Raw genomic sequence first — 12,817 nt, 5'->3', positions numbered from 1 at the left:
GTTTGTCCTAAATAAAGGGGAGATCAGGTCTGTTTCATTTCTTTTTACATCCAATCACAGTGTATTGGCGTTAAAAGAAGACTAAAAGGATTATTATGATGACTCGATTATTTTGGTTGTTTCTATCACTTATTTTTACTTCTATGCCCGGGCTTCAAGTCTATGCGGCTCAAAAAGACTCCGATAGTTCTCCGCCATCCTTTGGCGAAAACGAAGGGGTTTACAAATATGTTTGCCCCATGCATCCACAAATTGTGCGGGACCATCCCGGTACCTGCCCAATCTGCGGTATGGACCTAGTTAAACAACGTTTTTCTCAGATGGAAACGGCACCTGAAATTGAAGTAAATTCAGGTGCTTCAGCTACAGACGCTTCAGCTGTCGGATTACAACAGAAATTTTCCATTCGCACGGCGAAGGCGGAAAAACACACGCTGTGGAAATACATGCCTACTTTTGGAAAAGTAGTGGCCGATGAAACAAAAGTGGTGCACGTTCACCCACGAGCTTCCGGTTGGATCAGCGATTTGGCGGTTCGTAATAATGGAGATGCCATTGAAAAAGGGCAGTTACTGTACCGAATTTATTCCCCAGAAATTGTGGCGGCACAGCAAGATTATTTGCAGGTCATACACAATCAGCGTCGTTTAGGTCAACAAGCCAATTCGCTGGTCGATTCGGCGAAGGTGCGTTTGCAACTGTTAGGACTCGACAGCCGTACAATTAAAGCACTCGCTAAAAAAGGCTCTCCTATCCATAAAGTTCCGGTTTATGCGCCTCAAACGGGATTTGTGAATGACTTAAGTGTGCAAACCGGCATGTATGTTCAGCCGCAAACCGAACTCATGAGTTTAATGGATTTATCAACCGTTTGGGTGGAAGCCGAAGTCTTGCCGCTTCAGCAAGATTGGTTAAAAGAAGGGTTGACGGTGGACATTAAAACACCGGCCTACCCTGGAAAACACTGGGAAAGCCAAATTGATTATTTATATCCAACGGCCGACCCTGTGACCCAAGCATTCAAGGTGCGAATTCCTTTGAATAACGCCCAGCAGAAGTTCAAACCTAACATGTTGGTGGAAACCATTATTTATGGTGGACCAAAACGCGATGTCTTGGCGATTCCGTTAGAAGCGGTAATTGATGATGGTGAAAGCAAACGCGTGGTGGTTAAGAACGAAAGTGGAAGCTTCAAGGTGAAAAAAGTCGTTACTGGGATGCAGACTCAAGGCATCGTTGAAGTGATTTCAGGGATTCAACCGAACGAAGAAGTTGTCATTTCCGGACAATTCTTGATCGACTCTGAAAGTCAGGTGCAATCAAATTTGCGTCGTTTAAGCGGACAGAAACCTGCTCATAACGCGCACGCAAACCATTAGGAGGCTTCTATGATTCGTTCAATTATCGCAGCTTCCATTGAAAATAGACTTTTGGTTCTGCTTATCAGTGTGATGATGGCGGTTTGGGGTTGGAAAGCGGTTCAAGAAACACCGTTGGATGCCATTCCTGATTTGTCAGATGTTCAAGTCATTGTCAAAACGCCTTTTCCAGGACAAAGTCCTCAATTGGTAGAAGACCAGGTGACATATCCGATTTCAAACCTGATGATGTCGGTTCCGAAAGCGAAAACCGTTCGGGGGTATTCTTTCTTCGGCGACTCTTATGTGTATGTGTTGTTTGAAGAAGGAACCGACCCCTATTGGGCGCGTTCTCGAGTCTTGGAGTATCTCAACCAAGTCAAAGCGCAACTCCCTAGCGGGGTTCAACCCAGTTTAGGTCCCGATGCGTCGGGTGTCGGTTGGGTTTACCAGTATGCGTTGGTTGATAAAACCCACAACCTGGATTTATCTGAGCTTCGTACTTTGCAAGACTGGTTTTTAAAATTTGAATTGCAAGCGATTCCCGGGGTGTCGGAAGTCGCCGCCGTTGGCGGAATGATTAAGCAATATCAAGTGGAGGTAGATCCGAATAAATTACGTGCGTACCACCTGCCGTTGAACAAAGTACAAACCGCCATTCAGCAAAGTGCGGTTGAAATGGGAGCTTCTGTCATAGAATTGGCCGAAGCCGAATATATGGTCGGTGTGAAAGGTTATATCACCACTTTGGAAGACTTGCAAAACGTGCCTGTCGGAAAAAACTCAGTGACGAACACCCCTTTGTTATTGAAAGATATTGCACGGGTGAAGCTGGGTGCAAAACCACGACGGGGTATTGCGGATCTGAATGGTGAAGGTGAAGTGGTTGGCGGTATTGTGGTGATGCGTTCGGGTGAAAATGCTCAGAAAGTCATTGAAGCCGTGAAACAAAAAATCGCTCAAATTCAACCAGGCCTGCCTGACGGAGTAGAGTTGGTTGAAGTGTATAACCGTGCCGGTTTGATCCAACGTTCCGTGGCAACCTTGAGCCATAAACTCATTGAAGAGATGATTGTAGTGGCGCTGGTGTCGTTACTGTTTTTGCTGCATTTACGCTCTGCATTGGTTGCGATTATTTCGTTGCCGTTAGGTGTTTTAGGGGCTTTTATCGTTATGCAGTCTATGGGTGTGACAGCCAATATCATGAGTTTAGGGGGGATTGCCATTGCCATCGGTACCATGGTGGATGCCGCCATTGTAATGATTGAAAACGCGCATAAACATTTAGAGGCGTATCGACATCGAACAGGTGAAGCCGCCACAGGTAAAACGCACTGGCAATTGATTTTAAAATCTTCTCAGGAAGTTGGTTTGCCTTTGTTTTTATCGCTTTTGATTATTGCATTGAGCTTTTTGCCGATTTTCGCGTTACAAGAACAGGCGGGTCGTCTTTTTACGCCTTTAGCGTTAACAAAAACACTTGCGATGGCGGTAGCGGCCGGTCTGGCGATTAGTTTGGTGCCAGTGTTAATGGGGTATTTCATTCGAGGAAAACTGCCTGATGAATCGAAAAACCCGTTAAATCGTGGCTTGATAAAGGTGTATAAACCTTTGTTAAAAGGGTTATTGAAGTTTCCTAAAACCACGATTTCCGTCGCGGCGTTGGCGTTAGTGACCATTATCTACCCATGGCAACAAATTGGTTCAGAATTTATGCCAGAGTTGGAAGAAGGCGACTTGCTGTATATGCCGACCACCTTACCGGGGATTTCCATTGGTGCCGCGCAAGGATTGCTGCAAGAAACCGATCGCATCATCAAAGGGTTTCCTGAAGTGAAAAGTGTCTTTGGTAAGATCGGTCGAGCGGATACCGCAACCGACCCGGCGCCATTGACAATGATCGAAACGACGATTCAGTTAAAAGACAAGTCGGAATGGCGAGAAGGCATGACGCTGAAAAAACTGATTGATGAGTTGAACAATGCTGTGTCTATTCCTGGTTTAACCAATGCTTGGGTTCAACCGATTAAAACGCGGATTGATATGCTTTCCACTGGGATTAAAACCCCGATTGGAATCAAGGTTTCCGGGGATGATTTAGCTGAAATTCAAACAGTCGGTAAACAAGTTGAAGCGACGGTATCAAAAGTACCAGGCACACTGTCAGCGTTTTCAGACCGTTCAGAAGGTGGGCGTTATATCGATGTTCTGCCAAAACGAACTGAAGCGGCGCGATACGATTTGAGTATGGCGCAATTGGCGAATATTGTGCAATCGTCTGTGGGCGGCAAGGTCTTACAAGAAACCATTGAGGGACGTGAACGTTATAGCATCAATTTACGTTACCCACAATCTTGGCGAAACTCGGTGGAAGCGCTTCGGCAATTGCCGATTGTGACCGCCTCCGGTGCTCAGATTCAGCTTGGCATGGTCGCAGACATCAAAGTGCGTTTAGGGCCTCCGGTCATTAAATCCGAAAATGCCCGTTTGAATGGCTGGACCTTTGTCGATTTGAAGGCAGGAACGGACTTGGCCGGCTATGTTCAACAAGCCCAAGCCACTGTGGCGGACGAAGTGGATTTGCCGCCAGGATACAGTATTGAATGGTCTGGACAGTATGAGTACCTTCTTAAAGCTCAGAAGAAGCTTGAAGAGATCGTGCCCTTTACACTGTTGATTATTTTTATTCTGCTGTATTTTATTTTCAAAAATCTTACTGAAGCCTTGATGATTTTAGGGGTGATTCCGTTTGCGCTACTCGGATCGGTTTGGTTTATCTGGGCGTTAGGCTTTGATTATTCCATTGCCGTTGCTGTGGGAATGATTGCATTGGCCGGGGTTGCCACTGAATTTGGTGTGGTGATGTTGATTTACCTGAAAAATGCCATTGAAACCGCTAAAGAGAATCATCAACTGAATAATGCCGCCGATCTTCGTGCCGCCATTATGCAAGGGGCCGTCAATCGGGTGCGACCGAAGGCGATGACCGTCAGTGTCATTGTGGTCGGTTTATTACCGATTATGTTTTCTGATGGCACCGGTGCCGAAGTAATGCAACGCATTGCCGCCCCAATGGTGGGAGGAATGATTTCAGCGCCAATTGTATCGATGGTCTTGATTCCATTATTAACGTATTTGCTGTATTTGAAAAAAGGTTTTTCAGACTCAGCGGACTCTGAAAAAGGAGGGGCTTAATATGAAAGTATTACATCCTATTATTTTCATGTTGGTCGGCAGTGTTTTAGGAATGTCATCCGCTCAGGCGGTTGAACGCGATCATCTGGATTTATCAACCTTGTTTGCATTAGCAGTTGAGCATAATCCGAGCTTGAGTAAAGCGGCGGCCGATCAATCGGCCGCACTGAGCGCATTGCATAACACGGAAGGGTTACAAAAACCGGAAGTACGTTTTAAAAGTGAGCTCAGTTATGCCTGGATGTCAAAGGCGGAGTTCCCAAGAACGGCTAATCAGCTGGTGGCAACCTATCCGCTTTACCAACCGCAGCTCGATGATTTAAACCAAAAGTCACAGTTTGCTTATCAAGGAAAGCGACTGGATCATGTGGCCGAAACACAAAAAGTGTTTTTAAACATTTCTCAGTTGTACTTTACGTTGTGGCAACAGCAAGAAAACTATCGTTTTTTGGAAAAAGAACAACGTTCAATCGAATCGATCATCAAGCAGGTGAAACAGCGTTTTCAGGTGGGGTATCAAGATTTAAATGATATTGCAGAAATTCAATCTCGTTTGGATTTTAACCGCGCTGAAATGCTGAGAGCCAAGCAGGATATTCGGCAAACACAAGCCAACTTAATGGCGGCACTCGGCGGGGTTCGCCAACCTGAAGAACGGTTGGATACAGTGACCTTTCCGTTTAAACGCCCGTTAGAAGTGGCTAAAATTGAACAGATGGTACGGCAAGCGAAAGAGGATAAAAACGACCAGGCCTGGTCAAACTTGGTGGAAAGCAATCCGAAAGTGTTGGCTCTTCAGCAGCAATGGTTGGCCTCTCAGAAACAAGTGTCGTATGAAAAAAACAAAGATACCTTTCAGCTAGAAGCTTTTGGCGCTTATGTTTATAACGAATCGGATAATCATTTTTATGATGATATGCAAGGCGCTCGAGGCGGTATTCAGCTTAATGTACCGCTTTATTTAGGAGGACGAACCGATGCGTCTGCTGCCATGCAGCGCAATCAAGCGCAGAAAGTTCAAGCGGCTAAGCGAGAACTCAGTTTGTCGTTACAGGCAAAAGCTGAAAATGCCTGGTTGGCCTTGAAAGCAGGAACCAGTCGTCTAAATGCCCTGAAAGCGGCTTTGGCATCGAGTAAACAAGCGGTTGAAGCCAATGAACAAGCGTTGAAAACAGGCCGACGGAATATTCTCGATTTACTGGATGCACAACGCCAGTTACATAAAATCGAACGCGATATCCCGGTGCTTAAAGCATCGATTTGGCAAAACGTTTACGCTTTCTATTGGGCTATAGGTAATTTGAATCAAGAAACCCCTGATCAATTGAAATAAAGTCAGATAAACTAGGTCTGATAAGAGAAGGGAATTGAAACCAAGTTTTTGATTTGTATCAAAAAATGAAGTAAATGTAATTGTTTTTAATTGAATGGAGAAACATAATGTCTAAGCAATCAAGAAGAGATTTTTTAAAGTTAGCCAGTGCGACAACAGCGGCTACGTTGACCGGGTCGGCCTTGGCATCAGAAAACCCGTTTGGGTTTAAAAAACTGGAAGGGGGTTACCAGCAAGTTGCCGTAGAAGGGAAATGCGGTGAAGGTAAGTGCGGAGAAGGGAAATGTGGTGGTTCCATGCGTAAAAGTATTCCACAAGAAGGCAAGTGTGGTGAAGGCAAATGTGGTGCTGGCATGGACATGACGCCTAACAAAACCCAAGAAGGTAAGTGTGGTGAAGGCAAATGCGGTGCTGGCATGGACATGACGCCTAATAAAACCGAAGAAGGTAAATGCGGCGGGCGAAGTTAAGCTTAAATTAAGCAATATTTTCTTTGTGATCTGAATAAAAGCCGCGATTGTTGCGGCTTTTTTATTTATGATTACGTTTGCCCGCTTAATTATTAATCAAAAGGACAACAGTGATGGAATCAAAATTTGCGAATCAAGTCGAAGGCGTCGGCTTAGGCTTAAGGCGTGATTTTTTTGATGAATTATTGAATCGACCAGAACTTGAGATTGATTTTCTGGAAATTGCACCTGAAAACTGGCTCCGTTTTGGGGGACGTCAAGGGCGTGTACTAAGAACGCTTTCGGAGCGCTATCCTTTTACTTGCCATGGTCTATCGTTGGATTTAGGTGGGCCGAATCGACTAGATGAAGACTATCTTAAAGACCTGAAAGCGTTTTTTAAGTTGCATGATGTGAGGGTCTATACCGAGCATTTAAGTTATTGCGGTGATACCGGACACTTGTATGACCTGATGCCGATTCCCTTTACAGAAGAGGCCGTGCATTATGTGGCCAACCGGATCAAACGTGTGCAGGATATTTTGGAGCAACCCATTGGGGTTGAAAATGTTTCTTTTTATGCCATGCCATCAAATGAATTGACGGAAGCTGAATTTATCAATGCGGTGGTCGAAGAAGCCGATTGCGGCCTTTTATTTGATGTGAACAATACCTTTGTGAACAGTATTAATCATCAGTATGATGCAACGGAATTTATGAAAAAGATGCCAACGGAAAGGATGATGTATTGCCATATGGCCGGTCATTTTGATGAAGCGGATGATTTAAAAATCGACACGCATGGGCAAGATGTTAAGCCTCAAGTGTGGGATTTACTGGATGAGACTTATGCTCATCACGGGCTTCACCCGACCTTACTGGAAAGAGATTTTAATATTCCTCCAATGGATGAATTGCTGTCTGAAGTAGACCAGATTCGTCACGCTCAAACCCAATGGAAAAGCGCTTATGAAGCCAACTGACTTTGATACATTGCCAAAATTTCAACGCCTACAATATGTGTTTTCAAACCATATTAGGAATCCCGAGGAAGTCCCTTATTCTGTTGAAGATGAACCAGGCCTGGCTGAGATTGCACAGGAGATTGAACCCAGGCGTTTAAAAGCTTATGAGTCTTTGTTCTTTAACAACCTGTACGATTTTCTCTCCAATCTGTTTCCCGTGCTAAAAAGTATTGTGGGGGATGGGCGTTGGCAGGAAATTGTTCGAGAATATATGATTAAGCATCGCTCTAAAACACCATTGTTTCATGAATTAGGTCAGGAATTTATTTTGTTTTTACAAAATGAATTTGAGCCTCAATCAGCTGATCCCGATTATCTGTTAGAACTGGCACACTATGAATGGGTTGAACTGGCGTTGACCATTGCGGAAGAAGAGGGCTTTATCAATCCTTTAGATGTTGTTTCTGACTTAGACGCTGTTTACGAGCTTTCACCGGTCGCCTTCCCTTTAGCTTATGAATGGCCAGTGCATAAGATAACGGTGGAGAATTCAGACGAGCCAAAGCCGGAGTATATTACGACATTATTGGCTTTTCGTGATGAAATGGACCAGGTGCAGTTTATGGAGTTGTCGCCTGTGCTGTATGAGTTGGTTCAATCCATACATGATAATTCGGAACAAGCCACTGTCAGGGAATTATTGCACCGTTTATGTGAAGGGCTCGGGTTAGAAAAATCAACGGTTGAAGGTTTTGCTGTTTCAATTTTGGAAGATTTGATTGACATGCATCTGGTTCGGTCGGTTTCTTAGCAAAACGTGGAAATGTCTAAGATAAACATTTCATTTCAAATTTTTCAGCGTCTAAAGGCTTGCTGAATAAGAAACCTTGCCCCTCATCACAGTTCAGCGATTTTAAAATATCCAGCTGATTTGGGGTTTCAATACCTTCCGCTAAGACTTTTAATCCTAAGCTGTGCCCCATGTTAATGATGGCTTTAACAATGGAACGGGCTTCTGGTTTGAATTCAATATCGTCAATGAAGCTTTTATCAATTTTGATGCGATCAACATTTAAATGCTTAATGTACGACAGTGACGAATACCCCGTACCAAAGTCATCGATAGAGATTTCGAGTCCTTTTTCTTGCAAGATGCTCAAGCAACTTGTGTCGTTTTCTCCTGCGCCATTATGTTCAATGTTTTTCATCATCACCGATTCGGTGACTTCAATATCGATGCGGTCTGCAGCGAGTTGATTGGTGCTGAGTGTCTGCTCAACGAATGCACCAAAGTTTCCAGTGAGTAACTGGGTGGAGGAGGTGTTGATGGCAACGCGAGGTAAAGCAACGTTACAATGACTCCATTGATTAATTTGTTTGACGGCAGTATCAAACACAAATTCGCCGATTTGATTGATCAAGCCAAACTTTTCAGCCAAGGGGATAAATTCTCCGGGAGGCACCATTCGATTCTTCCTTGGCCAGCGAACCAATGCTTCTGCGCCCACTAGCTCTAACGTATTTAAGCTGTACTGTGGTTGATAATGCACTTGGAACTGTTTTTCGCGGACGGCAAGATGTAGGCTTTCTTCGATTTCATGTAAGTAACTTAATTGTTCACTCATTTCCTGTGAAAATAAATAACATGGGAGGTCGCCCTCTTTTTTGGCGCAATACATTGCGTAATCGGCATGCTTAAGCAAAATTTCAGGGGTATTGCCGTGTTCAGGATAAGAAGAGATTCCAATGCTGCATCCTACTTCATGCCCTGTATTCTGTTTTTGATTCACTTTTCTTAATTTTGCTAATAACTGGTTTGCCAGCTGTCTCAAGTCAGCCGGTTGCATTGGCTTTTGAATGATAATGGCAAACTCATCTCCTCCAAGGCGGGCAATAAATTGGCCTGGTGGCAACGCCTGTTTGAATGCCAGTCCAACCTCCCATAAAAACTCATCTCCAACCGCATGACCTAAATGGTCGTTGACCCATTTGAAATCGTTTAGGTCGAGATAAAATAGATGGAAAGGCGCATTCGGTGATTTTTGAATGAGATTATAAATTTCATAGTTAAAAGAATGTCGGTTAGGCAATTGAGTGACAACGTCGTAATTGGCGGTAAACTCCAGTTGGTTTTGAATGCCTTTTAATTCAGTGATGTCGGTTAAGATAATGGAATAATAAATCCCGGGTAAGCTGCTGTCTTGTACTCTAGCGATATCAATAATGAGGTATTGTTGAGAGTGGTTGGTTAAAGCCGCTTCACCACGCCATGCCCCTTGGATAGCAAGCTGCTGTTGAATGTCTAAGATGTCCAGATTTAAAAACGCTTTGGAGAGCAATTCCCAAACGGAATGCGAGTTGTCCAGGTTGTTTGACAGTCGTAGTTCTGTCAGTTTTTTATTACTAATATGCAGTTGGTCATTCTCATCAAAAATACCGATGGCTTCGTTTAGGTTATGCATTAAATTACGATCCAGCTGTAATTCATGCGTTCGTTTATTGACCCGGTCTTCCAGATTCTCTAATAGCTCTTGTTGGGTGTTTGCAAAGCGTTTCAAGCGACGAATGCTCAGCATGGCAATCACAAAGATGCTCAATAAGATGGGAATGGCAACTAATAAGATTAAGTTGCGCATTTCAGAAATTAAAAAAGCAAAGCGTTTCTGTGAGCGTTGTATTTCAGCTTCATAACCTTTTTTCAGTTGGTTTAATATGCTGATGACTTGTTTCTGTAAGGGCAGTGTGACATCGACCAGTTGATTTAAAGCCGCCTGTTTCTTGTTTTCCATTAATAAGTTGTAGACACTTTCCTGGTAAGTTCGGTTTTGGGTCATCACTTGACCGGCTTTGGAAAGAAGATCTTTTTGGTCTTCTCGAACCGTGTTCTTTCTTAAGGCCATTAAGTTTTGAATCACATGTTGTTCATGAGCGAACATTTGCAAATGCAGTTCATCAATTTCAAAAATGTCTTTGGTATTAATCATTCGAACCATCAAGATGCTACGTTGAGTTGCCGAATTGAAAAGGGCATTAATGTTATTTTGAAAGGCGTTGTTTTCAGAATAAGTCTGAAATGCATGAGAAATTTTTTGTTCATAATTAAAGAAAATGCCGGCGGAGATTGTCACTAAGATAATGACAAAGGAATAGCCGATGACCAGATAATTGATGAATTTGTTTGAATTCTTATGCATATCGCTATTTTGATAGAATCAATTAGGTGAAGCAATTTAAAAAAATTAATGATGGTATGTAGTTTTATTGAGCTGAAATAGCAATTTTTCAGGTAGGATAAAAAGAAAAGAGGATTTTCGTGCATGAAAATTGAAAATCGGGTTTATAAACCTCAATTTTGGGTACAGGCGAGTCAAAACTTTATCCAAAAAGAAGGTTTGGATGCGGTGACGGTACTGGCTTACGCTTCCCTAGTCGGGTTGGTGCCATTTTTAACCATTATTTTCAGTGTCTTTTCCATGTCTGGTAGCTTCGAATCCATTCAAACGGATGTGATGGATAAAATCATGCATCATTTGTTGCCTGAGTCGACGCCCAAGGTCGAGTTTTATTTTCGTCAATTCTCCGAAAAAGCACGAGAGCTTCAGGGGATCGGTATTCTAACGATGCTGGCCATTGCGTTGATTCTATTGTGGACGGTAGATAAAAAAATCAATTTAATGTGGAGTAAACATTTACAGCGAACTTGGTGGGTCAGTTTATTACGTTATCTAGGCGTCAGTATTATCGGTCCAATTTTATTAGGAATCAGCTTGGTGTTGAATTCGATGTTAATGGCCGGCCCCCTTTTTCCTGTGTTGCAAGAACAAACTTGGGTGTTAAATCAAGCTCCGGTGCTCATCAATATTCTGGGGTTTGCTTTTATCTATCATTTTGTTCCGATTCATCCGATTAAGGTGTCGTATGCTTTTATCGGCGCATTATTCGCTTCCATGGAATTGGAGCTGTTGAAGTTTTTATTCAGTTTCTATGTCGATTGGTTTCCGACAGTCAGTATTGTTTACGGTGCCTTTGCGGTCATACCGTTATTCTTGTTTTGGTTGTATTTATTGTGGTTTGTCATCATTTTCAATGCGTCGGTTGTGCATCAATTGACTCTGGAAAGGCGGCCTGTGCTTCCTTGGCGTAAAAAAAGCAGCTCACTGATATGATCAGTTCAAATTATTTTGAAAGAAAAAGGTTGTGTGGCGGTCTTTTGAGTAAGGCATATGGATGTGGACAACATGAATCTTTCTAACTCTTTTTTTGAACAACTGGTCAAGGCGTACGCAAACGATTTATTTCGTTATGCTTTCTGGCTTTCAAAAGACCGTGATGTGGCTGAAGATTTGGTTCAAGAAACGTTTTCTCGTGCATGGAAATCGATTGATAAGTTAAACGATGAGAAAGCCGCAAAAGCTTGGCTTATTACTATTTTACGGCGGGAAAATGCTAGGCGGTTTGAAAAATACCAGCCAGAACTGGTAGACGTTGAAACTGAATTAATGGCCGGAAACGTTCAATACGAACCAGAAGAAAAATTAGAAAAACAAGGCTTATATCAAGCGATTTTGTCATTGGAACCCAAGTTTAAAGAGCCTTTGATTCTGCAGATTCAATGGGGTTTTAATGGGGAAGAAATTGCTGAACAGTTAGGGTTGAAACTAGCGACAGTGAACACGCGTTTGTTTAGAGCAAGACAACAACTGAAAAAAATGTTGGCGCAACCAGAGCGAATACAAAGATCTGATAGGGTGACGTTAAAATGAATGAGTTTGAATTTCAACAAAGAATTCAACAGGATCCAAAACAATTGGATGCTGATATGCTGGCGTTTTTAAAAGCGCACCCTGAAAAAATGGAGTGGGTGAAGGCGGCTCGGGCATTTGATAAAGGTATTTCAAATACTTTGGAAGTCGGGGTTCCGGAAGGGCTTCAAGAACGCATTTTACTGAAAAATAGCTTTGAAACGTCTGCGGCCAATGATCGAAACTGGTTGAAAAATTTATCGGTATTTGCGGCTTCGTTTGTGGGGGTGGCCTTTGTAATAAACCTGTGGCTGTCCCCTTTGGAGAATGGGACTGCGGTGGATAAGCCTTTACTATTAGCACAGGCGCATGAGATGGAAGGTGCCATTATCGAGCATATTGTTGAGCATTCAAAAGAAGCGCCTGAAATTATGCTGAAACAAGAGCTTCCTTTGAAAGAGGATGATCTCAAAGGCATGTTTTTGAAAGTGGGGGCGGTCTTAAATAAACCTGTAGAATTTATGAGCTATGCAGGTGAGTGTGAAGTCGATGGTGAAAAAGGGCTGCATTTAGTGTTGCAAGAAATCGACGGCCCCGTCACGATTATTGTCTTACCTGGTAAACAAGTACCATCCATGCAAGCCTTCCGTAAAAGTGGCTTGGAAGGGCAAATGATCCCTGTTAACGGGGGAGTGGTTGCAATTGTCGGGCATTCTTTCCAACAGCTTGCCAGTGCTCAGAAACACTTCTTTCAAGCCGTTACGTTTGGATGACT

At 43.1% G+C, this 12,817-nt stretch carries 10 protein-coding genes; 9 read left to right on the top strand and 1 reads right to left on the bottom strand.

The window, feature by feature from the left end; all coding sequences use genetic code 11:
* Positions 1-95 precede the first annotated feature (95 nt).
* The 6 genes from GHNINEIG_RS09310 to GHNINEIG_RS09285 all read left to right on the top strand — a co-directional run bounded on the left by GHNINEIG_RS09310 (position 96) and on the right by GHNINEIG_RS09285 (position 8,111).
* A complete protein-coding gene (locus tag GHNINEIG_RS09310; RefSeq protein ID WP_135796401.1) occupies positions 96-1,379 on the top strand; it encodes an efflux RND transporter periplasmic adaptor subunit in 1,284 nt (427 codons plus the stop codon).
* Positions 1,380-1,388: 9 nt separating this feature from the next.
* On the top strand, positions 1,389-4,553 hold the full coding sequence (locus tag GHNINEIG_RS09305; RefSeq protein WP_135796400.1) for an efflux RND transporter permease subunit: 3,165 nt from the start codon (positions 1,389-1,391) through the stop codon (positions 4,551-4,553).
* Position 4,554: 1 nt separating this feature from the next.
* Positions 4,555-5,886, top strand: a complete 1,332-nt coding sequence (locus GHNINEIG_RS09300; RefSeq protein ID WP_135796399.1) for a TolC family protein — start codon at positions 4,555-4,557, stop codon at positions 5,884-5,886.
* Between the two features lie 107 nt (positions 5,887-5,993).
* Complete coding sequence (locus GHNINEIG_RS09295) at positions 5,994-6,356, top strand: HvfA family oxazolone/thioamide-modified RiPP metallophore (protein WP_135796398.1); 363 nt, start codon at positions 5,994-5,996, stop codon at positions 6,354-6,356.
* A gap of 113 nt (positions 6,357-6,469) precedes the next feature.
* On the top strand, positions 6,470-7,318 hold the full coding sequence (locus GHNINEIG_RS09290) for an HvfB family MNIO-type RiPP peptide maturase (RefSeq protein WP_135796397.1): 849 nt from the start codon (positions 6,470-6,472) through the stop codon (positions 7,316-7,318).
* Positions 7,305-8,111 (top strand): HvfC family RiPP maturation protein, encoded by an 807-nt coding sequence (locus GHNINEIG_RS09285; protein ID WP_135796396.1) that lies wholly within the window; start codon positions 7,305-7,307, stop codon positions 8,109-8,111. Before GHNINEIG_RS09290 ends, GHNINEIG_RS09285 begins: the two co-directional genes overlap by 14 nt.
* A 16-nt stretch (positions 8,112-8,127) precedes the next feature.
* On the opposite strand, the gene GHNINEIG_RS09280 is transcribed toward GHNINEIG_RS09285, so the two are convergent.
* Positions 8,128-10,494: a putative bifunctional diguanylate cyclase/phosphodiesterase gene (locus tag GHNINEIG_RS09280; RefSeq protein ID WP_135796395.1), complete on the bottom strand. Its 2,367-nt coding sequence runs from the start codon at positions 10,492-10,494 to the stop codon at positions 8,128-8,130.
* Positions 10,495-10,617: 123 nt separating this feature from the next.
* On the opposite strand from GHNINEIG_RS09280, the gene GHNINEIG_RS09275 reads away from it, so the two are divergent.
* The 3 genes from GHNINEIG_RS09275 to GHNINEIG_RS09265 all read left to right on the top strand — a co-directional run bounded on the left by GHNINEIG_RS09275 (position 10,618) and on the right by GHNINEIG_RS09265 (position 12,815).
* Positions 10,618-11,466, top strand: a complete 849-nt coding sequence (locus tag GHNINEIG_RS09275) for a YihY family inner membrane protein (protein WP_135796394.1) — start codon at positions 10,618-10,620, stop codon at positions 11,464-11,466.
* Positions 11,467-11,538: 72 nt separating this feature from the next.
* The gene (locus GHNINEIG_RS09270) at positions 11,539-12,063 is read left to right on the top strand and encodes a sigma-70 family RNA polymerase sigma factor (protein WP_135796393.1); all 525 of its coding nucleotides are present in this window, start codon (positions 11,539-11,541) and stop codon (positions 12,061-12,063) included.
* Positions 12,060-12,815, top strand: coding sequence for a DUF3379 family protein (locus GHNINEIG_RS09265; protein ID WP_135796392.1), 756 nt, complete (start codon positions 12,060-12,062; stop codon positions 12,813-12,815). Before GHNINEIG_RS09270 ends, GHNINEIG_RS09265 begins: the two co-directional genes overlap by 4 nt.
* Positions 12,816-12,817 lie beyond the last annotated feature (2 nt).

It is taken from the genome of Hydrogenovibrio crunogenus, assembly GCF_004786015.1.
Classification (GTDB): domain Bacteria; phylum Pseudomonadota; class Gammaproteobacteria; order Thiomicrospirales; family Thiomicrospiraceae; genus Hydrogenovibrio; species Hydrogenovibrio crunogenus.
This window is presented reverse-complemented; position numbering and strand designations above follow the sequence as displayed.